The 25250-nt window shown below is 31.5% G+C and carries 23 protein-coding genes; 14 read left to right on the top strand and 9 right to left on the bottom strand.

Going from position 1 to position 25250, the window contains the following annotated elements; translation table 11 throughout:
* Positions 1 to 935 precede the first annotated feature (935 nt).
* The 4 genes from prfA to ASC44_RS05555 all read left to right on the top strand — a co-directional run bounded on the left by prfA (position 936) and on the right by ASC44_RS05555 (position 6767).
* Entirely contained in the window at positions 936 to 2012 is a 1077-nt protein-coding gene (prfA, locus tag ASC44_RS05570) for a peptide chain release factor 1 (RefSeq protein WP_055446638.1), read from the top strand.
* A 92-nt stretch (positions 2013 to 2104) separates the two neighbouring features.
* On the top strand, positions 2105 to 2920 hold the full coding sequence (gene pyrF / locus ASC44_RS05565) for an orotidine-5'-phosphate decarboxylase (protein ID WP_055446637.1): 816 nt from the start codon (positions 2105 to 2107) through the stop codon (positions 2918 to 2920).
* Positions 2921 to 3055: 135 nt separating this feature from the next.
* Positions 3056 to 5872: a DUF7619 domain-containing protein gene (locus ASC44_RS05560; RefSeq protein ID WP_055446636.1), complete on the top strand. Its 2817-nt coding sequence runs from the start codon at positions 3056 to 3058 to the stop codon at positions 5870 to 5872.
* A 103-nt stretch (positions 5873 to 5975) separates the two neighbouring features.
* Entirely contained in the window at positions 5976 to 6767 is a 792-nt protein-coding gene (locus ASC44_RS05555; protein WP_055446635.1) for an ABC transporter substrate-binding protein, read from the top strand.
* 189 nt (positions 6768 to 6956) lie between these two features.
* On the opposite strand, the gene ASC44_RS05550 is transcribed toward ASC44_RS05555, so the two are convergent.
* From ASC44_RS05550 to purU, 3 genes are all read right to left on the bottom strand, one after another.
* Positions 6957 to 7154: a Lacal_2735 family protein gene (locus ASC44_RS05550; RefSeq protein WP_055446634.1), complete on the bottom strand. Its 198-nt coding sequence runs from the start codon at positions 7152 to 7154 to the stop codon at positions 6957 to 6959.
* Positions 7155 to 7413: 259 nt separating this feature from the next.
* On the bottom strand, positions 7414 to 8118 hold the full coding sequence (locus ASC44_RS05545; RefSeq protein WP_055446633.1) for a DUF4197 domain-containing protein: 705 nt from the start codon (positions 8116 to 8118) through the stop codon (positions 7414 to 7416).
* Between the two features lie 118 nt (positions 8119 to 8236).
* On the bottom strand, positions 8237 to 9085 hold the full coding sequence (gene purU / locus ASC44_RS05540; RefSeq protein ID WP_055446676.1) for a formyltetrahydrofolate deformylase: 849 nt from the start codon (positions 9083 to 9085) through the stop codon (positions 8237 to 8239).
* Between the two features lie 178 nt (positions 9086 to 9263).
* On the opposite strand from purU, the gene ASC44_RS05535 reads away from it, so the two are divergent.
* The 3 genes from ASC44_RS05535 (at position 9264) to ASC44_RS05525 (ending at position 14181) form a co-directional block, all read left to right on the top strand.
* Positions 9264 to 12677 carry a methylmalonyl-CoA mutase family protein gene (locus ASC44_RS05535; RefSeq protein WP_055446632.1) on the top strand — a complete coding sequence of 1138 codons (3414 nt, stop codon included), beginning with the start codon at positions 9264 to 9266 and terminating at the stop codon, positions 12675 to 12677.
* 189 nt (positions 12678 to 12866) lie between these two features.
* Positions 12867 to 13340 carry an OsmC family protein gene (locus ASC44_RS05530; RefSeq protein WP_055446631.1) on the top strand — a complete coding sequence of 158 codons (474 nt, stop codon included), beginning with the start codon at positions 12867 to 12869 and terminating at the stop codon, positions 13338 to 13340.
* Positions 13341 to 13641: 301 nt separating this feature from the next.
* Positions 13642 to 14181: a sigma-70 family RNA polymerase sigma factor gene (locus ASC44_RS05525; RefSeq protein WP_055446630.1), complete on the top strand. Its 540-nt coding sequence runs from the start codon at positions 13642 to 13644 to the stop codon at positions 14179 to 14181.
* Between the two features lie 109 nt (positions 14182 to 14290).
* Here the strand turns inward: ASC44_RS05525 and ASC44_RS05520 are convergent, their stop codons facing one another.
* Complete coding sequence (locus tag ASC44_RS05520) at positions 14291 to 15496, bottom strand: MDR family MFS transporter (protein WP_055446629.1); 1206 nt, start codon at positions 15494 to 15496, stop codon at positions 14291 to 14293.
* A gap of 280 nt (positions 15497 to 15776) precedes the next feature.
* On the opposite strand from ASC44_RS05520, the gene ASC44_RS05515 reads away from it, so the two are divergent.
* Both ASC44_RS05515 and ASC44_RS05510 read left to right on the top strand, forming a co-directional pair.
* Positions 15777 to 16319: a DUF4252 domain-containing protein gene (locus ASC44_RS05515; protein ID WP_055446628.1), complete on the top strand. Its 543-nt coding sequence runs from the start codon at positions 15777 to 15779 to the stop codon at positions 16317 to 16319.
* Positions 16320 to 16342: 23 nt separating this feature from the next.
* Positions 16343 to 16951: a DUF1684 domain-containing protein gene (locus tag ASC44_RS05510; RefSeq protein WP_055446627.1), complete on the top strand. Its 609-nt coding sequence runs from the start codon at positions 16343 to 16345 to the stop codon at positions 16949 to 16951.
* Here ASC44_RS05510 and crcB read toward each other — a convergent pair.
* Complete coding sequence (gene crcB, locus ASC44_RS05505) at positions 16948 to 17319, bottom strand: fluoride efflux transporter CrcB (protein WP_055446626.1); 372 nt, start codon at positions 17317 to 17319, stop codon at positions 16948 to 16950. The genes ASC44_RS05510 and crcB overlap by 4 nt on opposite strands.
* A gap of 2 nt (positions 17320 to 17321) precedes the next feature.
* Entirely contained in the window at positions 17322 to 18344 is a 1023-nt protein-coding gene (locus tag ASC44_RS05500; RefSeq protein ID WP_055446625.1) for an SRPBCC family protein, read from the bottom strand.
* A 408-nt stretch (positions 18345 to 18752) separates the two neighbouring features.
* Here ASC44_RS05500 and ASC44_RS05490 point away from each other — a divergent pair, with 408 nt between their 5' ends.
* Positions 18753 to 19139 (top strand): pyrophosphohydrolase domain-containing protein, encoded by a 387-nt coding sequence (locus ASC44_RS05490; protein WP_055446623.1) that lies wholly within the window; start codon positions 18753 to 18755, stop codon positions 19137 to 19139.
* 109 nt (positions 19140 to 19248) lie between these two features.
* On the opposite strand, the gene ASC44_RS05485 is transcribed toward ASC44_RS05490, so the two are convergent.
* Positions 19249 to 20316 (bottom strand): branched-chain amino acid aminotransferase, encoded by a 1068-nt coding sequence (locus ASC44_RS05485; protein ID WP_055446622.1) that lies wholly within the window; start codon positions 20314 to 20316, stop codon positions 19249 to 19251.
* A gap of 120 nt (positions 20317 to 20436) precedes the next feature.
* Here ASC44_RS05485 and ASC44_RS05480 point away from each other — a divergent pair, with 120 nt between their 5' ends.
* The 3 genes from ASC44_RS05480 (at position 20437) to ASC44_RS05470 (ending at position 22659) form a co-directional block, all read left to right on the top strand.
* Positions 20437 to 20940 carry a DUF4920 domain-containing protein gene (locus ASC44_RS05480; protein WP_055446621.1) on the top strand — a complete coding sequence of 168 codons (504 nt, stop codon included), beginning with the start codon at positions 20437 to 20439 and terminating at the stop codon, positions 20938 to 20940.
* A gap of 5 nt (positions 20941 to 20945) precedes the next feature.
* Positions 20946 to 21620 carry a tRNA (5-methylaminomethyl-2-thiouridine)(34)-methyltransferase MnmC2 gene (gene mnmC2, locus ASC44_RS05475; protein WP_055446620.1) on the top strand — a complete coding sequence of 225 codons (675 nt, stop codon included), beginning with the start codon at positions 20946 to 20948 and terminating at the stop codon, positions 21618 to 21620.
* 133 nt (positions 21621 to 21753) lie between these two features.
* Complete coding sequence (locus ASC44_RS05470; RefSeq protein ID WP_055446619.1) at positions 21754 to 22659, top strand: TIGR01777 family oxidoreductase; 906 nt, start codon at positions 21754 to 21756, stop codon at positions 22657 to 22659.
* Between the two features lie 26 nt (positions 22660 to 22685).
* Here the strand turns inward: ASC44_RS05470 and ASC44_RS05465 are convergent, their stop codons facing one another.
* Together ASC44_RS05465 and ASC44_RS05460 are read right to left on the bottom strand one after the other, a co-directional pair.
* A complete protein-coding gene (locus ASC44_RS05465) occupies positions 22686 to 23654 on the bottom strand; it encodes an SH3 domain-containing protein (RefSeq protein WP_055446618.1) in 969 nt (322 codons plus the stop codon).
* A gap of 126 nt (positions 23655 to 23780) precedes the next feature.
* Entirely contained in the window at positions 23781 to 24446 is a 666-nt protein-coding gene (locus tag ASC44_RS05460; protein WP_055446617.1) for a YceI family protein, read from the bottom strand.
* A gap of 244 nt (positions 24447 to 24690) precedes the next feature.
* Between ASC44_RS05460 and ASC44_RS05455 the strand changes: the two genes are divergently transcribed.
* A complete protein-coding gene (locus tag ASC44_RS05455) occupies positions 24691 to 25233 on the top strand; it encodes a nucleotide exchange factor GrpE (protein ID WP_055446675.1) in 543 nt (180 codons plus the stop codon).
* The last annotated feature ends 17 nt before the right edge of the window (positions 25234 to 25250 follow it).

Here is a 25250-nt window from a genome sequence, read left to right as displayed (position 1 = left end):
AGGCAATAGATTTATAGTAAAATAGTATAGCGCGAAATTGGTTTAACATAGTTTATTTATAACGCAAACTGTAGCGAATTATTTTAAACGTTAATTAACATTTGTAAATGTGAGGATGGCCTTGCTGTAGGAAATAATTATTATTACTATCTTCACAAGCCTAAATCATAACCTATTTAATCTTGTATTATCAAAAGCTATTATATTCTATAGCAGTTATTCTATTTTTAACTGGTATTTACACTGTCTTAGAGATGTCATTCGATGTTTATGTAATTCATACAATAATTACATCAATAATTTTTACACTTGCTTACTTTTATATAGGTTGCTATAAGCATAAAAGAGCGACAATTATTATGCTTTTGTTTGTTGTTTTCGATATGCTTACATTTTTTGTAGAAGAACCAATAGTAACAAAAATAGCAATAGTAATTCGGGCAATTATATTTGGTCTATTATGCAGTTTAGTGATAAAAAAGATCACGATTAAAACTAAGAATTATGCCATGATTTTAATTTTTTCAATCATCGCATTGTTAAACGTGTATTTAATTTATTTGCTAGTGTCTTCTGTAGATGTTTCAAGATTTGGTTTAGTTGATAGAGTTTTTTTTATGTTTCCAAGCATCGTAATGATTATAATGTGCGTTTGTTCTGCAAATTATAATTTTAATAGATTTCACTTGCGTTCAACGTTGTTTTTGTTTGCAACATTTTGTTTCGCTTTTGGTGATATAGCAATGTTTTGTGGTTATTTTCTAGAGGTAAAATCGTTATATTATTTAGAACGGTTTTTTTCAATTTCAGCCTTTTTAACTTGGGTAAACTACGTAATGTTAGAAATCAAGAAAAGAGAACAAAATTCAGTATCAAAAACGGTTTATTATTATTGATTATTTATCGTATTTTTGCTAAATAACGCAAAAACATTTATGTTAGATAAATTACAAATAGTAAAACAACGTTTTGATGAGGTGAGTGATTTAATCATTCAGCCAGATATTATTTCAGATCAAAAAACTTATGTTGAGTTAACTAGAGAATACAAAAGTTTACGTTTATTAATGGATAAACGTGAGTTATATATAGAGCAGACAAATAATTTAGCTGAAGCTGAAGAAATAATTGCAGATGGTAGTGATGCCGAAATGGTAGACATGGCTAAAATGCAATACGACGAAGCTAAAACAGAAATTCCTTTATTAGAAGAAGAAATAAAAGTACTCTTAATACCTAAAGATCCTCAAGATGCTAAGAATGCAGTTGTAGAATTACGCGCAGGAGCAGGTGGAGACGAAGCAAGTATTTTTGCAGGAGATTTATTTAGAATGTACAGTAGGTACTGTGAAGGTAGAGGATGGAAAGTCGATACTGTAGATTATAGTGAAGGTACAAATGGTGGTTTTAAAGAAATTCAATTTGAAGTTTCTGGAGAGGATGTTTACGGAACTTTAAAATTTGAAGCAGGTGTACACCGTGTGCAACGTGTACCACAAACAGAGACTCAAGGTCGTGTACATACAAGTGCAGCAACAGTAATGGTTTTTCCAGAAGCCGAAGAGTTTGATGTAGTTGTAGAAGCAAAAGATGTAAGAGTAGATTTCTTTTGTTCTTCAGGTCCAGGAGGGCAATCTGTAAACACAACCTATTCAGCAGTACGTTTAACGCATATTCCAACAGGATTAGTGGCACAGTGTCAAGATCAAAAATCGCAGCATAAAAATAAAGAAAAAGCCTTTAAAGTATTACGTTCGCGTTTATACGATTTAGAATTAGCTAAAAAGAACGAAGAAGATGCAGCTTTAAGAGGAACAATGGTAACCTCTGGAGACAGAAGTGCTAAAATTAGAACTTATAACTATTCTCAAGGTCGTGTAACGGATCATAGAATAGGATTAACACTATACGATTTACAGAACATTGTAAATGGAGATATTCAAAAAATATTAGATGAATTAATGTTGGCTGACAATACTGAAAAGTTAAAGGCCAATAGCGATATATTATAAATTTTAAGCCTCTTTTTTAGAGGCTTTTTTATTTTTTAAATTTGAAAATATTTGTCCTTCTGCGCACTATGCAGAATCCATAATTTTAGAGCATGACAACACAAGAACTTACAGTACAAATTAAAAAAAAGAACTCTTTCCTATGTATTGGGTTAGATGTCGATTTAAATAAAATACCAAAACATTTATTAGAATTAGAAGATCCTATTTTCGAATTCAATAAAGCAATAATAGATGCAACGCATCATTTATGTGTAGCTTATAAACCAAACACAGCATTCTACGAAGCTTATGGTATTAAAGGTTGGCAAGCATTAGAAAAAACAATTAAGTATTTAAATACTAACCATCCAGAGATTTTTACTATTGCAGATGCAAAACGTGGAGACATTGGTAATACAAGTACAATGTATGCTAAAGCTTTTCTAGAAGACTTAGCATTCGATAGTGTTACAGTAGCACCATATATGGGAAAAGACTCAGTAGAGCCTTTTCTTGCCTTTAAAAACAAGCACACTATTATGTTGGCGTTAACGTCTAACGAAGGTGCTTTCGATTTTCAAACAAAAACAGTCGAAGGTAAAGAGTTATATAAGCAGGTTTTAGAGACTTCTAAAAGTTGGAAAAACTCTGAAAATTTGATGTATGTAGTTGGGGCAACAAAAGCAGAGTATTTTGCAGATATTAGAAAAATAATTCCAAATAACTTTTTATTAGTTCCTGGTGTTGGAGCACAAGGCGGAAACTTGCAAGATGTCTGTAAATATGGAATGAGTGAAAATGTAGGTTTATTAATAAATTCTTCAAGAGGAATTATTTATGCTTCAACAGAAAAAGATTTTGCGCAAGCAGCTGCAACTAAAGCAAAAGATTTACAGCAACAAATGGAAGTTGTCTTAAATAACTAACGTCATTGCAAGGAGCTTCGATTGTAATCGAGCATACGAAGCAATCTGATAAAATGGATTAATATATTTAAAAATCGAATTCTAAGTCAAAACCATTGAATACTAATTTGCTAAAAAAAATAAAACTAATTAACCATGAGAACATATATTTTTTTACTAAGTAGTATAATAGCTTTTTTTAGTCCTAATATTATCAATTCAGACACCATTAATAATTATACAGGAGGTGCTATTAATGTTGTGGAATCAGTATCTTCTAGTAGTATGTGTGTTGGTGTTGGAGATGAAATCACTTATACGATTACAGTTACTAATGTGGGTACGCAAGTAATTAATTCAATAACTGTTACTAGTGATTTGTTAGGAGGTGATATTACTGCTTCATTACCATATACAGGTGATCTTAATAACGATGCATTATTAGATACTTCTGAAACATGGGTCTATACAGCGCCTAATTATATAGTAAATTCAGGAGATCTTGATAATGGTGCCATTGTTAATAGTGTAACAGTAGATGGTTTAGAGCCTGATAACACAACGGCAGTGCAAGGAATAGATATATATGTAGTTGATGCTGAGGGCAATAGTGATGTAACTTTGTGTAGCGATGCTAGTTTTACTGTTGTTAAGTCGGCAATTAATGCAAATGGAGGTACGTGTTTAAGTGTTGGGAATGAAGTTACATATAGCTTTACTGTAACTAATATTGGTAATTTGTCAATCAACAATATTTCAATTACAGATGATTTATTAGGAGGAGATATAACTGGAATTTGCAACTTTACAGGAGGAGATACTAACAACGATAATTTATTAAGTACATCGGAACAATGGATATTTACAGGTCCTAATTATACGGTAACTCAAGATGATGTAACTACTGGGATTATTACTAATACTGTTGCTATTAATGGTGTAAAACCAAATGGCACTCCGGTGATGCAAGTAACAGATACATATATAATAGATGAAAATAATATAGATCTCTTTTTTTGCAGCCCTAGTGATGGGATAGTAAATATTCCTGATGTTAATTTTAAAGCGGAATTACTAAATAATAGTAGCATCTCTACTACGGAAAATTTTGATTATACATATGGGGAGTATAGTATTTTTACTTCTACTTTTGGAGGGACTCCTACTTTTTCGGCAACAGGTGTTGATCTTAATAATGACGGAGAAATTCAAGAATCAGAAGCTTTATTAATAACAGGTTTAGTATTAGATAATTTGAATATTAATTCTTTAGAAGGATTAGAAGCATTTAGTAATTTGCAATATTTGAATGTTTCTCAAAATTCTATTATTTTATTTGATCCTTCCAGTTTGCCTTTATTAAAGTTTGTAGATTGTTCTTATAACAATATTTTGAATTTAGATTTTAGCCTAAATTCAAGTTTAATATTGAGTTTTTTTGTAGGAAATCAAGCATTAGAAACTGTTAATTCAAAAAATGGTGTAAATGATGTTTACACTTTTACTCCTTCAGGTTTAATTAGTTTACAATTTATTTGTGCTGACGAATCTGAGATATTATCATATAATCAATTAATTCAAGCAGATTTATTACCTGCTCATGTAAATACGTATTGCTCCTTTATGCCTGGAGGAGATTTTAATACAATAAATGGAATAGCAACTTTTGACATTGACACCAACGGTTGTAATGCTAGCAATTTGGTGTTTCCAAATTTAAAACTAAATATTAACGATGGCTCAAATACAGGAGCTACTTTTACGAATGATATAGGAGAATATAGCTTCTACACAGAAGGTGGAGATTTTATAATAACGCCAGAATTTGAAAACCCAACATTCTTTAATGCAACACCAATAGATGCAACAGTAAACTTTCCTGACACATACAACAACATTACAACACAGGACTTTTGCATTACAGCAAATGGAGTACATAACGACGTAGAAATTGTAATGGCTCCAACCATTCCTGCACGACCAGGTTTTGATGCAGAATACATTATTACCTACAAAAACAAAGGTAACCAAACGCTATCTGGAGATTTTGTTTTTAATTATGATGAGACTGTTTTAGATTATATAAGCGCAACAGAAGCACCATTAACAGAAACCACAGGATTACTAAGCTGGAATTATATAGATTTATTACCTTTTGAAAGCAGAAGTATTTACGTAACATTAAACGTAAATAGTCCACAAGAAATACCAGCAATTAATATTGATGATGAGTTGCTTTTTTCAGTACAAATTAATCCAATAACAGGAGACGAAATACCAGGTGATAATACTTTTGGTTATAAACAAATAGTAGTTGGAAGTTACGACCCAAACGATATAACTTGCTTAGAAGGAGATATAGTAGATCCAACAGAAATAGGAGAGTATTTACACTATATAATTAATTTCGAAAACACAGGTAATTTTCCTGCACAAAATATTGTTGTAGCCACAGAAATAGATCCAACAATGTTCGATGTTTCAACATTGCGTGTAATGAGTAGTTCTCATGATGTTTATGTAAAACAAACGGGAAATAAAGTAGAAATTATATTCGAATCTATTTACTTGTCTTCTGGAGGGCATGGAAATATTTTATTAAAAGTACAATCTCAAGAAGCTGTACAAATAGGCGATACCGTAACTAAAAATGCAGAAATATTTTTCGATTATAATTTCCCAATAGAAACAAATAATGCCAATACAACCTATGCTGTATTGAGTACTACAGAGTTTGATGTTGATGAAACAGTGTCAATCTATCCAAATCCAGTAAGAGATGTAGTACTAATCTCAGCTAAAGATAATATAAAATCAGTATCGTTATTCGATGTGTCAGGTCGAGTTTTGCAAACAAAATTAAACTCAAGTCAAGAAGTGAAGCTAGACTTGTCTAGTAGAGCAAGTGGAGTGTATTTTATTAAAATACAAAGCGAAACAGGAGTGAAAGTAGAGAAGATTATAAAAAAATAAAAATAGTTTTAGTCAGTTCTTTTTTATAAACCATTGTAGTTTGCTATAGCTACAAAGGTTTTTTTATCTTTGTCATTGCGAGCAAAGCGAAGCAACCTTATAGATGAAACATAAAGACCAAATAGGAAGACTTATAGAGCTAGAATCAACTCCAAAACGTATTGTCTCGTTAGTGCCTTCTCAAACAGAATTACTCCATGACTTGGGTTTAGAAGATTCTGTAGTTGGTATCACTAAATTCTGCATACACCCAATTCATTATAAAAGCACAAAACAAGTAGTTGGAGGCACCAAGCAAATTAATATAGATAAAATTAAGGCGTTAAATCCAGATATAATTCTCTGCAATAAAGAAGAGAACACTAAAGATATAGTAGAAGCTTGTGAAGCTATCTGTACAACTCACGTGTCAGATATCTTTACAATAGTAGATTGTATAGAAGTCATTATCCAATATGGAGAAATCTTCAACAAGCAAAAAGAAGCTCAAGCAATTTCAGATAAAATCAACTTTAGTTTAAAAGATTTTAAATCATTTATAAAAGACAAACCCACTATAAAAGCGGCTTACTTTATATGGCGAAATCCTTGGATGGTGGCAGGAAATGGCACGTTTATAAATCATTTATTAGCATTAAATAAATTTGAAAATATCTATAGTAATCTAGAACGTTATCCTGAAATTGAATTGAATAAATTGCGTTTAGAGGACGGTCCAGAAATAGTGTTATTATCTAGCGAACCTTATCCGTTTAAAGAAGAGCATGCTTTAGAAATTGTTAACACATCTACTCATATTAAAACAATGTTTGTAGATGGAGAAATGTTCTCTTGGTATGGTTCAAGACTTATAAAGGCATTTAGTTACTTTAAGTCGCTACGTCAAAGCCTTTAGGATACTTCTTATTATGAATGACGTAAAAAGACTGAATAGCCTTTTCTTTCAAAGCATTTAATCCAAAAATTTTATTTAAATTAGGTCTTATTTTTCCGACTTTACAAAAATGTTTACTCATAGTTCCTTTTAATTTAAATACGAGTAGATTTCTTACTTGGATGTTCTTAAAAAGGAAAAAAAATAATTTTAAGCAGTACACTGCGAATTGTCAAGAGATAAAAATTTAATCTTATTTAATTTACAGAACAATTTCATTGCTTTATACTCAGAATCATCGCTAAGTGCATGATCGGTTTGTTTAAGGTTGTAAGCCTCTTCAACTAATTGCTTATAGCGTTGGTCTAATATTTGTTGATGCGATATTAATAGGTCTTTTCTGCTCATTTTTAACTTGGGGTTAGTTAATAAAAATACATTAAATATTGATAATAAGCAAGTTATGAGCTATATTGTTTTTGAAACCAAGTAAAAAGCCAATCCCGTTTATAAGATTGGCTTTAATTTTATTTTACTAAACTAACTAACTCAAGTAAATATGGAGTTTTAAACTTGAGCCACAAAAGTATAGTAATTACTAATTTTATATGTTAACTAAACTTTATCTAAACATTACTAATAGGTGTAGATTTCGTAAGGGTTGCTTTTAATCCTGTAAAGCAAAAACTTTTTGTAATAAAGCAGTAGTTCTAGATCCTACTTTTTCTCTAATTTCTAATTCTTCAACAGCTATCATTTTATAAACACCGCTTAAAGCTTGAGTAGTTACATAGTCTGTTAAATCAGGATTAACATCACTAGTAAAAGGAATCGCGTTATACCTTGTAATTAAATTAGACCAGATTTCGTCTGCTCCAACTTTAGAAAAACTAGTTTTAATAACAGGATTAAATTTTGCGTAAAGCTCAGTTTGTGTTTTTGTATTTAAATATTGAGTAGCAGCATCTTTGTTACCTAATAAAATATCTTTAGCATCAGTAAAAGTAATACCTTTTACGGCGTTAACAAAAATAGGTGTAGCCTCACTAACAGCATCTTCTGCAGCACGATTTAATACTTTTAAGCCTTCATCAGCTAAACTGCTTAAACCAATTTTTCTCAATGCAGAATCTACTTTTTGCAATTCTTCTGGTAATAATATTTTTACTAATTCATTTTTGTAAAAACCATCCTCAAGCGTTAGTTTACTTACCTGTTTATCTATTCCTAAATCTAAGGCTTCACGTAATCCTCCTGCAATATCAAGAGCAGATGTTGTTCCTGTTCCTGTTGGAAGTTGGTTAACAACTTGTTGTAATTCTGCACAAGCAGTTAAGTTTAAAAGCATAATAAATGCAACTATTTTTTTCATAATTTTTAATTTTAAGGTGTAAAGGTACTTATTATTAAGATGCGTTTTTATAATAAAAATTGCGATGTTTTTTTATTTTTTTTAATGAAAGAATAACATTCGTTTTTTACAAGGTTTTTTATGAGAAAATAACCGTTTTGTTATTAAAGACCATCACTTTGCGTTTAATATGTAATTTAATAGCGTTTGCTAATACAACGCGTTCTAAATCACGACCTTTTGCTATTAAGTCTTCAATAGTATAAGTGTGAGACACACGCTCCACGTCTTGTTCTATAATTGGTCCAGCATCTAGTTCTTCGGTTACATAATGACTAGTAGCTCCGATAATTTTAACACCACGTTTGTAGGCCGAATGATAAGGTTTTGCACCAACAAAAGCAGGTAAAAATGAATGGTGAATGTTTATAACCTTATTAGGGAATTTACTAATGATTTTGCTTGATACAATTTGCATGTAGCGTGCTAAAACTATAAAATCTATACCATGCGTTTCACAAAGCTTTAATTGTTGTACTTCAGCTTCTGCTTTAGTGTCTTTTGTAACCGGAATATGATAAAACGGAATATTAAAACTATCTGCAATAGGTTTTAAGGTATTGTGATTACTAATAATAAAAGGGATTTCTAAATTTAATTCACCAGAATTATAACGTCCTAATAAATCGTATAAACAATGGTCGTACTTAGACACAAACAATGCCATTTTTGGTTTTTCTTCAGCATTATAAATACGCCATTTCATATTAAAGCGTTCTGCTAATTCTGTTTTAAAATTAAGAGTAAAGCCTTCCATCGAGAACGAAGTAAATTCACTTTCTAAACGCATAAAAAAGATGTCTTGCTCTCTATCAACATGTTGGTCTATGTAAACAATGTTTCCGTTATTGTTGGCGATAAAATTTGTGACTGTTGCAATGATTCCAGATTGGTCTTTACAGTGTATTTGTAATGTTATTTTTTTCATAGAAATTAGTTCTTTCTTTGCCATTCTTTTGGAAACACGATGACTATTGACCATACTAAAGTAGTGTAAAAAGGGTAGTTTAAATTGTTGATTAAAATTTTTAGATAATTGTAGATTTTATACCAAATTTTTTGAATATTCCGTAAATTGCAGGTTCAAATCCGATTATTTTTTAAGAATGATACAAGCAACACCATACAAACCAAAATATAAAGTTAGAATAGTAACAGCAGCAGCCTTGTTTGATGGCCATGATGCCTCCATAAATATTATGCGACGCATTATACAATCTACAGGAGTTGAGGTTATCCATTTAGGACACGATAGAAGTGTCGACGAGGTTGTAAATACAGCCATTCAAGAAGATGCAAATGCTATTTGCTTAACCTCTTATCAAGGTGGACATAACGAGTATTTTAAATACATGTACGATCTTTTAAAAGAAAGAGGTGCGGAACATATTAAAATCTTCGGTGGAGGAGGAGGTGTTATTTTACCTTCGGAAATTAAGGAATTAATGGATTACGGTATTTCACGAATTTACTCTCCAGATGATGGACGTGAAATGGGATTACAAGGTATGATTAACGATTTGGTTCAACAATCAGACTTTGCCATTGGCGATACATTAAGTAACGAAGTAGAAATGCTTCCTACTAAAAATCCAAAAGCAATAGCGAGAGTTATTTCTTCGGCTGAAAACTTTCCAGAAGTAGCAAAAAACGCTTTAGAAGATATTCATAAAAAAAATGAAAGCTCTAAAACACCAGTTTTAGGTATAACAGGAACAGGTGGTTCTGGAAAATCGTCTTTAGTAGACGAGCTAGTGCGTAGATTTTTAATCGACTTCCCAGAAAAAACGGTTGGTTTAGTGTCTGTAGATCCTTCAAAACGTAAAACTGGAGGAGCACTTTTAGGCGATAGAATTAGAATGAATGCTATAAACTCACCACGAGTATACATGCGTAGTTTGGCAACACGCCAAAGTAACTTAGCATTATCTAAATATGTAAATGAAGCGGTACAGGTTTTAAAAGCTGCCGAATACGATTTAATTATTCTTGAAACTTCTGGTATTGGGCAATCTGATACAGAAATTATGGAGCACAGTGATGTTGCTTTATATGTTATGACACCAGAATTTGGAGCAGCTACGCAATTAGAGAAAATTGATATGCTAGATTTTGCAGATTTAGTAGCCATAAATAAATTCGATAAACGAGGTTCTTTAGATGCGTTGCGTGATGTGAAAAAACAATACATGCGTAATAATCATCTTTGGGATGTGCATCAAGATGATTTGCCTGTTTTTGGTACGATAGCGTCTCAATTTAACGATCCAGGAATGAACACGCTTTATAAGGCGATAATGGATAAGTTGGTAGAGAAAACAGATAGTGTTTTAAAATCTACTTTCGAGATTTCTAAAGAAATGAGCGAAAAGATTTTTGTTATTCCACCAAGTAGAACACGTTATTTATCTGAAATTGCAGAAAGTAATCGTGCATACGATAAAACAGCAAAAACTCAAGTTGAAGTTGCACAAAGACTTTTTGGTATCTATAAAACATTAGAATCTGTTTTAGAATCAAAGCCAGAATTAGATAAAGCAGGTATTGCTTCAGAATCTTTGAATGCTACTGAAGAAAATAAAGACTTTGTAAGATTACTTGTTGGGGAATTCGACCGTGTAAAACTAAACTTAGATCCTTACAATTGGGAAGTCATTACAGGTTGGTCAGAAAAAGTAAATAAATATAAAAACCCTATCTATACTTTTAAAGTTAGAGATAAGGAGATTAAAATAGAAACACATACGAAATCATTATCGCAAAGTGATATTCCAAAGGTAGCTTTACCAAAGTACGAGGCTTGGGGAGATATTTTAAAATGGTGTTTACAAGAAAATGTACCTGGAGAGTTTCCGTACACTTCAGGATTATATCCTTTTAAACGTACAGGAGAAGATCCAGCAAGAATGTTTGCAGGAGAAGGTGGTCCAGAACGTACAAACAGACGTTTTCATTATGTAAGTGCAGGTTTACCAGCAAAACGTTTGTCTACGGCTTTCGATAGTGTAACTTTATACGGAAACGATCCAGATTTACGTCCGGATATCTACGGTAAAATTGGTAATGCAGGTGTTAGTATTTGTTGTTTAGACGATGCTAAAAAACTATACTCTGGTTTCAATTTAGCACATGTAATGACTTCGGTAAGTATGACAATTAATGGTCCTGCACCTATGTTATTAGGCTTTTTTATGAATGCTGCCATAGACCAACAATGCGAATTGTACATTACAGAAAACGGATTAGAAAAAGAAGTAGAAGCAAAAATTGCTAAAATTTATAAAGATAATGAAAGACCAAGTTATAATGGCGATTTGCCAGAGAGTAACAATGGTTTAGGTTTAATGTTATTAGGTGTTACTGGAGATTTAGTATTACCTGCAGACGTTTATGCCGAAATTAAAAAGAACACGATTGCTCAGGTTAGAGGAACGGTTCAAGCAGATATTTTAAAAGAAGATCAAGCGCAAAATACATGTATTTTCTCTACAGAATTTGCATTGCGTTTAATGGGTGACGTGCAAGAATATTTTATAGAGAATAATGTGCGTAACTTTTATTCGGTTTCAATTTCTGGATACCATATTGCAGAAGCAGGTGCAAACCCAATTACACAATTAGCGCTGACTTTATCTAATGGTTTCACTTACGTGGAATACTATTTAAGTCGCGGCATGGATATTAATAAGTTTGGACCAAACTTATCATTCTTTTTCTCGAATGGTATCGATCCAGAATATTCAGTAATTGGTCGTGTAGCACGTAAGATTTGGTCTAAAGCATTAAAGCATAAATATGGCGCTAATTCTAGAGCGCAAATGCTTAAATATCACATTCAAACGTCTGGTAGAAGTTTACACGCTCAGGAGATAGATTTTAACGACATTCGTACAACATTACAAGCATTATATGCTATTTACGATAACTGTAACTCGTTACATACAAACGCTTACGACGAAGCTATTACAACACCTACAGAAGAATCTGTACGTCGTGCAATGGCAATACAGTTAATTATAAATAAGGAATTAGGTTTAGCTAAAAATGAAAACCCAATACAAGGTTCTTTTATTATTGAAGAATTAACCGATTTAGTCGAAGCAGCTGTACTAACAGAGTTTGACAGAATTACAGAAAGAGGTGGCGTTTTAGGAGCAATGGAAACCATGTACCAGCGTTCTAAAATTCAAGAAGAAAGTCTGTATTATGAAACATTGAAACATAATGGAGAGTTCCCAATTATAGGTGTAAATACATTCTTGAGTTCTAAAGGATCTCCAACGGTTGTTCCTAAGGAAGTTATTAGAGCTACGGAAGAAGAAAAGCAGTTCCAGATTAAAACATTAGAACATTTACATCAAGCAAATGATACAAGTGAGATGCTAAAAGAATTACAACAGAAAGCTATTAAGAATGAAAATATTTTTGAGGCTTTAATGGAGGTTTGTAAAGTGTGTTCTCTTGGTGAAATTACGGCTTCGTTATTTGAAGTTGGTGGACAGTATCGCAGAAACATGTAAGCAGAGAACCATTTTTCGTTTTTCACTAAAAGTGAGTTAATCGCTTATCTCAATTAATGATTTTTTCGTTTTTGAAAAAAAATAAAACGTTATAAAACTATTTGTCATTGTGAAGAAAGCGAAGAGTCTAAATAAATAACAAAAAAAAGCGTTTCAATTGAACTTTTTTTTAATCTTAAAAATATCAACATGTCTATCAATCACACTTTTAAAGCAAATATAAACTGGACAATAAACGAAGGTGAAAACACCAATAACCCAAGAACTTTTAGTAGAAATCACAGTGTTGTAATTGCTAATAAAACAACGCCGCTAAAAGTGTCGGCGGCAAAACCATTTAGAGGTGACGATGCGTTATATAATCCGGAAGATTTATTATTGTCTGCTTTAGCTTCTTGTCATATGATGTCTTATTTATACGTTTGCGCACAACATAAAATTGAAGTATTGAGTTATACAGATAGTGCAGAAGCAGATTTGGAGGTAGAAATGACAGGAAATGGTAGTTTTAAAATAGTACGCTTAAAACCTATAGTAACTATAAAAGGTGAAACTAATAAAGCACTAGCGCTTAGTTTACATAAAGAAGCTAATAGTTTGTGTTTTATAGCTAATTCTTGTAATTTCCCTATAGAACATGAGGCAGAGGTTTTGGTGGATTAGATTTTTATCGTTAGAATGGGTATGTGTTGTTTGCTTGGTTTTATTTGAAGAACTATTGATTTTTAATACAATCTTAAAAATAAATATTAAATAATGCATCTTTTTTATAATTTCTACGTCTATTATATGAACACTAAATATCAATATCATGAAAAATAAAGAATGTACTTGCAACTGCGAAGGTTGCTCTAAAGGAAACTGTAAAAACTGTACTTGCGATAACTGCACATGTACTAATTGTAACTGTTAAAATAAAAGTCGGTTTAAAGGTTTACGCTTTTAAACCGACTCATTTAAAACTATGACGACACAACACGTTTGGCAAAATTATTCTCAAGACTTAAAACATTTTATTTTAAGTATGGTAAAAGATGCTGCCGTTACAGACGATATTCTACAAGATACTTTTATTAAAATTCACACAAAATTAGATACGCTTAAAGATGAATCTAAAATAAAAGCATGGGTATTCTCTATTGCTAGATATTCGGTTTTAGACCATTTTAAAGCTACAAACCAAACTTTTGAGGTTGCTAATTCTGAAACAGAAACGTTTATAGAAGCCTCTGTACATACAGAAAAGGAATGTTTATACGGCATTATTAAAAGTTTACCTAAAAAGTATAGAGACCCATTATTTCTATCGGATATTAAAGGCTTAAAACAAGCTGAGGTCGCAGACCAATTACATGTTAGTTTACCAACAGTGAAATCTCAAATTCAACGTGCTAGAAAAATGGTAGCACAAGGTTTTAAAGACTGTTGCGGTTTTGTAGAAAACGACAAAGGTATTTTGGTTGGTGAAATACAAGAAAAAGAGGATTGTAAGGTTTGCGGTTGAAATCTTTAATTTTTTTGATGAAACAGTAAGAGTTTTAATAAAACAGAAACTTGTTTAATTCTTCAAATCGGATTTTCTTGTAGCAATCATAATTCGATTTAGGTTCATTTTATGTTGTTTTTTTCTTCATAAATAGTTTTAAAGCAAGTAATAATAGAACGCCTACCATAGCCAGAACACTCATAATATACCAAGTGTTATCAAAACCTACATCTTCGGCTAAATGTAAGCCTGTGTTATGTCCAAAAATACTACCTACAGAAAATGCCATCGCATACATAGCCATAAATTCACCTTGATTACCGCGTTTTGCACGATCTAAAGCAAAAGCATTAGCGAATGGGAAAGCTATCATTTCTCCAACCGTCATTAAAAACATACCAACAATTAAAATTCCAGACCACTGTGTTAGATTTAATACAATTAAACTAAGTCCAGTTAAAAAACAACCAAATAGAATAAGACCAACTTTCGTGTTTTTCGTTTTTTCTAACCATTTAATTAAAGGCATTTCAAAAAGGAAAATAAAGAAACCGTTAGCTCCTAAAATAAGTCCGACTTGTAATTCACTTAAAAAATGTACTTCTCTATAGTAGATTGGTATAACAGAAAAATACTGAAAGAATACAATAGAAAATAGTACCATAGCGATAAAGAACATTAAAAAAGGCTTGTCTTTATATGCTGATTCTGGATTTACAATTTTAAATTCATCTTGTATTTTAGCTTTTTCAGGATTTAAAACAAAAAATAAAACAAGAGTTGCTAAAATGCAAGTAATCCCATCGACCCAAAATAGGCCGGAATAGTTTAGATGCGTAATTATTAATCCACCAATAGCTGGTCCTGCCGAAAAGCCTAAGTTTATTGCTAAACGAATAAGGGTAACACTTCTTGTTTTGTTTTCGGGTTTGCTATAGGAACTCATAGCAACAAATGATGCAGGTCTAAACATATCTGCCACGCACATGGTTAAGAAAACGCCAAGGCAAAGCGATTTAAAAGTAGTTAAATATTGCAAACCAATAAATATAAAACCTGTGGCAAGAAGGCTAATAACCATGATTTTGTAGTAACCAATTTTGTCTGTTAGTTTTCCGCCAAGCCAAGTTCCAATAAGAGAACCTAAACCAAAACAGCTCATAATCCAGCCTACATTTCCTTTTGATATGCCTAAATCTTCAATTAAATAAATTGATAAAAAAGGAATAACCATCGTGCCAGCGCGATTGATTAACGTAATAAGTGCGAGCCACCATATTTCTTTAGAAAGGCCTTTAAAAGAATCGATGTAGTTAGTATATAGTTTTTTCATGGTTTGGTTGGTTTTTGTTTTCGGTTTATTTCATTAACTAAAAGTTTAATTCGTAATAGGCTTAAATTAAAAAAGTCCAACTACGAAGTTGGACTTTTAATATTGTATTAATTGATATTTAGATCATCATAAAATATAGCAAGCCCAACTTGTAACTCTACAAGAGGTATATTGTTTATAATTTCTAATGACTAAATTCATTTTTATTTATGTTTTAAGACTCCAAAGCTAAACATTTTTTTTAAAGTTGTACTTTTGAAACGAGATAAATATATTTTTTATGAAGAAAACAATTTTAATGTTTGGTGTTTTTTTGTTGCTTTTTTCATGCAGTAGTGCTTCTTTTCAAGGTTTTTATAACACTCATAAAACAGATTTGGGTGCTACTTCTTTTCAGGTTCCAAATGTTATGAAAGCACTTTTAAGTTCGGTGTCACCAGAAACAAAAAATATTATAGGCAATCTTCAAGATGTAAAATATATAAAACTGAATAGTGTTTCGCCTTTTAGAAGGCAGCAAATAATAACAGAAATGAATGCAGTTACAAGTGCAGGATATCTGGATATGTTTAGAGATAATCAGGTTAAAAACACACGTATTATTTCGGTTAAAGAAAATGGTAATGTACTAACCGATGTTATTCTTTTTAATTGTGATGAAAAAGAAGCGACAGCTTTTTATTTGCAAGGTCGTTTTGATCCGGATAAGATTAAAACATTATCTGAAGCCAAAAATTTCGAAGCATTATCTCTAGATTTGCTACAGTCTTATAAATCTAATATGAGTCCTAGTTTAAATCCATCATTCAACCCAAATAATTAAAATTAACAGACCTCAATTCTATTATGAAAAAGCATATTATACTTTTTGTGTTATTTGTTTCAGCTTTAAGCTGTGCTCAAGATAAGCAACCACTTTTAGGAGATACAGAATGGCAACGCGAAATGAATTCAGATTTTAAAGATGCGTCAGAATCACCTTTAAAAGATAAAGATAGAAAAGATTTTAAAGGCTTATATTTTTTTAAATTTGATTCTACTTATGTTGTTACTGCTACATTAAAAACAACACCAAATTCGAAATGGTTTAAAATGAAAACGACTACAAGTCGCGTTTCTAATGAGCGTGTTTATGGTGTTTTATCCTTTAAATTGAATGGCAACGTGTACGATTTAAATATTTATCAAGGTCAGGATTTAATGGAGAAAGAAGGTTTTGAAGATTATTTGTTTCTACCGTTTTTAGACGATACCAACGGAGATACTAGTTATGGAGGTGGACGCTATATTGATTTGCGCATACCAGAAGAAGGTGCTAATTTAGTTGTCGATTTTAATAAAGCCTACAACCCATATTGTGCTTATAACGACAAGTATTCTTGCCCAATCGTACCTAGAGGAAATAGTATAGATGAAAAAATTGAAGCAGGAATTAAAGCTTATGCAAAGCACTAAAAACTTTTGGCTAAATACATACCGCCAAATACAGCTAAAAATCCAATAACAAAACTGGCAATAGTGTAAATAGCAAAACTTGTAAAATCTCCAGCTTTTAAGAATACATGATTCTCATAAGCGAAGCTTGAAAAAGTGGTAAATCCGCCACAAAAACCAGTAGCTAATAATAAGGTGCTATTTTGGGATAGCGTATTGTTTTTAAGCGCTAAACCTAGTATAATACCTATTAGTAAACTTCCTAAAATGTTGGCAGCAAAAGTACCGTAAGGTATTCCGTTTTCGGTATTATTTAAAAACTTACCAAGTAAATAGCGCAGTACACTACCAAAACCACCACCAATAAATACAAGTAATACGTTTTTCATAGTTATTTTACAGCAATATAAATTTCAGTTTTTAAGTCTGCAGGATTAGGAGTGTTTATTGGCGTATTTAAGTAAGCTTCAATATTTGGTCCGTTTTCGTCTTGTTCTAAACCACTAGTTAGAATTGATTTTGTTGCTTTTTCCCAAGCTTCTTTTAAGTTGCTGTAATCTCCATTTAAGGTCGTTTTTACAGCTTTAAAAGGAGCTAATTGTCCTGTTAAAATAGTGCCTCCTGTAGTAATTACTCGGGCTGTTGTTGGTACACAACATGAAAACATGACAGCATTATTTTCTTCATCATATTTATGATATAATACATAAGGCGCACCAGCCATTGTAATGTTATTCTTTTGAGCATAAGTTACAACTGCAGGTAACATTGTAGCTACTTTGCTTTTAAAATCGTCTAGAGTTGTAGCAGCAGTATTATAAATGTAATATCCTCCACTGTGTTGTGTTGTTTCTTTAGCAACAACAATACTATATTTTTTCATCCCTAAAAGAACAATACTATCAAGTTTCTCTAAACTACGTTCGTATTCTGGACCAATTTGCTTTTCCATGCCACCCATAAAAGCAGTAAAAGCTTTAAATCCGAATGGTAAATCTTTACCTGTTATGTTCCAAGAGACATCTGTTGAGCCATCTGCATTTGGTTTAAATTTCCATGAAACATCAGACGATGGAAAGTCTGCAAACTGCATTACTTGTTCTATAGATTTATTGGTGTTTGTTTCAATAGTTTTCATTGTACCAATACCATCTTTATCTTCCCATGTATAACTAGAACCTTCGCCTTGTGTTAATTCTGGTAAAGTTATTTTCATGTCTGGATTCTTTTCTGCCCAAGAGGACCAAAATTTCCAGTTTTTAAAATCATTTACGTTTTTATAAATTACAGCTGCAGGTGCATTAATTGTGCGTGTTCTTGTTACAGAAAATTCGCTAGGTTGCACAGCTATGTAAATTGCTAAGGCAATTATAGTAATTAGTATAAGGAAGAAAATATATTTTAAAGCTTTCATATTTTAATAAGGGAATTACTCACATTCAAATTTACGAAATATCTGCAATTACAGTATTTTATGCTGAAGAATGAGTTTTTTATTTAAAAACAAATTTAATAGTAGCTATAAGTCCAATAAAGGAAATGAACGCAACTAATACCCAAATGGTGCCTTTGTAATGCTGCTTATGCAGCTTTAGATCTTTTCTATAGGTGTAAATTAATGCAGAAATGAACACAACTGAAAAACAAATGGCGAATATTAATTGTCCTGAACTAAACATAGTATTATTTTTATGCAAAAATAACGAATAGAAGTAGTAAAAATGGCTTTCAATGTAACATTCCTTATTAAAGTAGTATTAATTAGGATATAATTTGATGAATGTTTAAAGTAATAGATAAAAAAAAATAACTAAAAGAAGACATGAAAAATAAAATAGAAGCAGTAAAAGCATTTCATACAGCATTTAAAATAGGGCATTTAGAAGCTCCAAAAGCCGACTTAGGAATACCTAAAAACACGTTGCGTTTTAATTTAATGCAAGAAGAAAACGAAGAGTATTTAGAAGCTGCAAATAATAACGATTTGGTAGAAGTGGCAGATGCTTTAGGAGATATGCTTTATATTTTATGTGGTACCATTATAGAACATGGTATGCAGCATAAAATAGAGGAAGTCTTTAACGAAATCCAGCGCAGTAATATGAGTAAGTTAGGAGAAGATGGACAGCCAATTTATAGAGAAGATGGTAAGGTTTTAAAAGGCCCAAACTATTTTAAACCAAATATTAAAGAAATTTTAGAAAAGTAAAATATATAGTTATGTAAAGTAAAAAAGATCTAGAATCTAGACTGCTTTTTTACTTATAAGAATACGTGCTGTAAACAGAACTCTATTTATTTTGTTTAAAATTTAGAAACTAAATTTTAACTCTCCATCCAAAAGGATCTTCAGTTTTATTAGTTTGTATTGCTACAATACGAGCTTTTAATTTACTAGCATAAGTATCTTCTATTTCTGGTAAATCGAAATCTGAATCTCTAAAACCAAAACCAGAAATAGGAGAAATTACAGCTGCTGTTCCAGCACCGAAAATTTCTTTTAAACTTCCATCTTTAGCAGCTTCAACAAGTTCGCTAACTTTAATTTTTCTTACTTCGGTGTTTATGCCTTCCGCTTTAGCGATATCTAAAATACTTTTTCTAGTAATTCCATCAAGAATTCTATCACTTACAGGAGAAGTGATTAATGTGTCGTTAATACGCACAAAAACATTCATTGCACCAGCTTCTTCAATATATTCGTGAGACGTGTCGTCTGTCCAAATTACCTGTTGGTAACCTTTATCTTTAGCTAATTGTGTTGGGTAAAACTGTCCAGCATAATTACCACCAGCTTTAGCAAAACCAACACCACCATTTGCAGAACGCGAATACGTTTCTTCGATTAAAACTTTTACTTTTCCAGAAAAATAAGGTCCAGAAGGTGCACAAGCAATAATAAATTTATACTCGTCTGCAGGAGATGCGTGAAAACCTTCTCCAGTTGCAAAAATAAAAGGTCTAAGGTATAAAGAGCTTCCTTCTTTTGTAGGAATCCAATCCTTTTCTAGGTCTAAAAGGGCTTTTAAACCTTCCATAAAATAGTTTTCAGGAATTTCTGGAATACATAAACGTTTTGCTGAAATGTTTAAACGTTTTACGTTATCCGTTGGGCGAAATAAAAGTACATCGTCATTAGCATCTTTATAAGCTTTCATACCTTCAAAAATAGATTGTCCGTAATGAAAAATCTTTGCAGAAGGCATTAATGTAATAGGTGCAAAAGGCTCAATTTTTGGTTGTTGCCATTTGCCATCCTTATAATCGCATGTTAGCATGTGATCTGAAAATACTTGACCAAAAGCAAGATCATTAAAATCGATACTATCAATTTTAGAGTTTTTAGCTTTTGTAATTTCTACTTGATCTTTAGTGATGTTTTTCATGAAAATATTGTATGTCTTTACTATTGCAAAAGTACAGAATTAAGAATTAAGAAATCAGATTTTTCATCTTAAAATACTATCTTTGAAGTAGTAAAAACCAATTTAATAAAATATAGTAATATGAGAAAAGTAGTATTGGCACTAGCTGTTGTTTTCAGTATTGTAGCATGTAAAGAAGCGAAAAAAGAAGAGGCTGTTGAGGTGGCTAAAGAAATGGCTGTTAATTACAAGTCGTTTGGAGAAGAAATTATTGCAGACGATGCTATTGCAGTAAAATCTATGGCAGAACATTATAAAGCAATGAATGTTGGTGATAGCATAAACACTAAAATGATTGCAAAAGTAGATGAGGTTTGCCAATCTAAAGGCTGTTGGATGAAATTAGATTTAGATAATGGAGAGCAGGTTATGGTTAAGTTTAAAGACTACGGATTTTTTATGCCTAAAGATATTACAGGAAAAGAAGTTATTGTAAACGGAAAAGCTTACGTAAAAGAGGTGTCTGTGGAAGAACAAAGGCATTATGCAGAAGACGGCGGAGAAAGTGAAGAAGCAATTGCAGCTATTATAGCGCCAAAACGTACGTTTTCTTTTGAAGCAGATGGTGTTTTATTAAAGCAATAGTTTATTTGGAACGCAAAATAATAATAACAGACGATGGTTCTACAACCATCCACATACCAGAGTGGAACGAGCAATACCATTCTACACACGGAGCAATACAAGAGGCTGAGCATGTTTATTTAGAACATGGCTTAGCCTTTTTTTGTACTTCGGAAGGCTATGCTAAAGACTCTGAAATCTCTATTTTAGAAATAGGTTTTGGTACAGGATTAAATGCTTTTTTAACAGCAATTAAAGCTGAAGCATTAAACTTAAATTGTAATTATGCTGGAGTGGAAGGTTTTCCTATTTCTAAAGAAGAACTAAAGGCTTTAAACTATTCTGAAGCATTAAAAGACGATGTTGTTTTTGATGCTATTCATGAATGTGATTGGGAAAAAGAGTGCATTGTATCTAAAAATTTCAATCTTAAAAAACAGCAGAAACAGTTTTCTGAAATAGCAGATAAAAACAAGTTTGATGTTGTTTATTTTGATGCTTTTGGGCCAAGAGTACAACCAGAGTTATGGACAGAGGCTATTTTTAAAAACATGTACGAAGCCATGAAACCTAATGGAGTATTAGTTACTTATTGTGCTCAAGGTCATGCAAGACGTGCTATGATTTCGGTTGGGTTTACTGTAGAAAAAGTAAAAGGGCCTCCAGGAAAACGACACATGTTAAGGGCTGTTAAGTTATAGTTGCTATTTTGGTTTGTTTAAAACGCTTTTTTTTAATTAATATAATAATTTTTAGCACCTTAATATTTAACGAAACATTAGTGCTTTAGGTGTTTATAACTACAAACTAAAATTGTATTTTTATAAAAAAGAGATGCGCGTACTTATAACAGGAGCAACAGGTTTAATTGGAACTGAAATTGTGAAAAAATGTCATAATAATGGCATTGCGGTTAATTACTTAACAACAAGCAAATCTAAAATAGAAAACACTTCTAATTATCAAGGTTTTTATTGGAATCCTAGTAAAGCTGAAATTGATGTTAATTGTGTAAAAGATGTAGATGTCATTATTCATTTAGTAGGATCTAGTATTTCTAAACGTTGGACAGAAGCTAATAAGCAAGTTATGCTAAGTAGTAGGTTAGAAACTACAGCTTTGTTACATGAAACGGTTAAAAACAATCCAAATAACATAAAACAAATTATCTCTGCAAGTGCTATTGGCTATTATCCAGATTCTTTAACGAATTATTATTCTGAAGATGAAAAACAAATCAACGATTCTTTTCTAGGTAGAGTAGTGCAAGAATGGGAACAAGTAGTGGATACTTTTAACACCTTAAATATTACTGTTTCTAAAGTGAGAATTGGTATCGTATTCTCTGAAAAAGGCGGTGCTTTTCCACAATTAGAAAAACCTATTAAGTTTGGAGCAGGAGCTGCAATGGGAAGCGGAGAGCAATGGATGTCTTGGATTCACTTAGAAGATTTATCAAACATTTTTATGCACGTTTTAGAGCATAAATTAAAAGGTGTCTATAATGGCGTTGCTCCAAATCCAGCAACAAATAAAGCAATTACAAAAGCGATTGCAAAGCAATTAAAAATGCCTTTGCTTTTACCAAATATTCCAAAATTCGCAATGAAACTCGTACTTGGAGAAATGCATATTCTACTATTTGAAAGTCAGCGCGTATGTTCTAAAAAGATCGAAAAGTCTGGTTTTAAGTTTGAATATGTTAATTTAGAATCGGCTCTAGAGGAGTTGGTTAAGTAACGTTTTGTTTAATGTGTGAATCATAGTTATTCAATTTCTGTTTTATAATATTTAAATTTTTTGATCCATTCTTTATTTTCATAGACTTCTTCATATCCTTTTATAAGGCAAGTATGGTTATTACTCCATCTTATTTCTTCAATAGCCCATTCTTTTGAATCAAAACTTTTGTGCTCTGTTAAATATGTTTTAGGATTGTTTCTTTCTTTGGGATTTATTTTTAAAAGCGCAATAAAACATTCTTTTTGTTCATATATGTAATTGTAGTAATATATTAAATAGTCCTTATTAGGTGATGGGATGGGTTTTGCTATAGCACCATCACCTATTGAAGCTATATCAAATATGTTATCCGTTGTATCATCAATTAATATAAGTTCGGCAAAACCTAAGTTTCCAGAGGTGTAACTATTTATAACGACATGAAAAGCTAATTCAGGATAATAACCCATATATTCACTTCCAGACCAACCTTCATTTCCTTTATGGTCTTTATAGTTTTTAAAGGAGAAGCTGTCATTCTTTGTTTTAATCGTAAAATGTGAATCGTTTTTTTCTATTTCGGGTAAAATTGTTGTCGTAATAGGATTTGATTTAATAAATTCTTTTTCACTAATTTCTTCGAATTTTAATTTTGGTAGGTTATCGTAATTCGCTACATAGCCAACAGGTATGTGAGGTTTTTGTAGTTTTAAAAATCCGTTAAAAATATATCCATGGCTAATGGTTGTTTTTATTTCATTAAATTGAGATAAATCTATTTTAACCCACTCACCTTCAATAGGGATATTATTATCAAAAATCTTTTCTTTTTTTTGATCAGATTTAACAGTTTCTAATTCTGTATTAAATATTATTTTTCCTATAATTTCAGATTTTAAACTTGATTCTTTTCTAATATTTAATCCGTTTTTAGCAGTTACTTTATATGTTTCTTGACTATAAGTTTTAGTTATAAGTAACAGTGCAAAGATTAAAAATGGGCTTATTTTCATAATAATTTCAATATTGTAGATTTGAAGATAAACGAAGTTCGGCTATTTATTTTAAAGTCGAATAACCCAAAAACAAAAAAGCCACATCTTTCGATGTGGCTTCTAAATAATTTATTAAGAATCTAATTAAGATTTCTTAGCTGTAATAGAAATTTTTAATTCCATTTCATCATTAATAAACTTGTCTCCAAGGTTATCAAAAATACTTTTAGATCCATAGTTTATAGACCATTTAGTTCTGTCGATAGTAAAAGCATCACTAACAATAGTCATTACATCACCTGTATTAGTAATAGTAGCAGGAAAAGTAATATTGTTTTTATTTCCTTTTAATGCTAAATTACCAGACACCATAGTTTTTCCATTTTCAACTGTTGTTCCTGTAATTTCGAAAGCAGCATTTGGGAATTTTGAAACATTAAAAAAGTCACCTTCTTGACCTTCAACAGTACCTTTTAAATGTGCTTCAAGATTTGCTTTTTGATCTCCTTCTAAATCTGTAGCAGCAATAGAATTCATGTCTATAATAAAGGTTCCACTTTGTAAAGCGCCATCAGCGACAGAAAAAGTACCGCTATCTAAATTTATAGTTCCATTATGAGATCCTGTTGGTTTAAATCCTTTCCATTCGATAGTAGATTCAGAAGTGTTTGCTGCGTATTTTACAGCACTAATTTCACTGGTAATCACAGTTTCTGCTTCAGTTGTATTTGCTTCTGTCCCTTTTTTACATCCTACAACAGCTAGACCTAAGGCTAAAACTGTAAAAATATTTAATACTTGCTTTTTCATTTTAAAATTTATTATTGGTTAAGTTACAAAAGTAAAAAAGATTCCATGGAAAATACTTAAATTTTTCATAAATATAAAGATTAATATGTTGCCCTAATGTGTTTTAAATAGTAGGATTTGAGCAGGTGAAGAAGTGGTTTGGAGGTTTCAAGGCAGTGTAAAAAAAAGATAATGACATTTTGGCATTTTTATAATAATGGCAGTACTTTTGCCAATCTTAAATGGTATTAAAATAAATACAGAGATGAGCAAAGCAAAAGATATAAAAGAAGATATAATCGAAGAACAAGTAGAAGTAACAACAAACGAGGAAACTGCTGAGGTTGAGGAATTATCTACAGAAGATAGACTTAATAAAGAGCTAGGTCAAGAAAAAGACAAGTTTTTAAGATTGTTTGCCGAATTCGAGAATTATAAAAAACGAACATCTAAAGAACGTGTCGAGCTGTTTAAAACAGCAGGTAAAGATGTCATGGTTTCAATGTTACCAGTTTTAGACGATTTCGAACGTGCTTTATTACATATTGAGGACGATAAAGAGGCCGAAGAATTAAGGAAAGGTGTGGTATTAATATACCAAAAATTGTTGAACACTTTAAGTCAAAAAGGTTTAGCAGCAATGGAAGTAAATAAAGGCGATGTTTTCGATTCTGAAATTCATCAAGCCATTACGCAAGTACCGGCACCGAGTAAAGATTTAAAAGGTAAAATTATTGATGTTGTTGAAAAAGGTTACACACTTGGAGAAACAGTAATTCGTTTTCCAAAAGTAGTTATCGGGCAATAATAAAAAAATAATTTTAA

It is taken from the genome of Lacinutrix mariniflava (assembly GCF_001418015.1).
Lineage (GTDB): Bacteria > Bacteroidota > Bacteroidia > Flavobacteriales > Flavobacteriaceae > Lacinutrix > Lacinutrix mariniflava.
The sequence above is the reverse complement of the archived record's forward strand: the minus strand, read 5'-3'. Positions and strand labels throughout refer to the sequence as shown.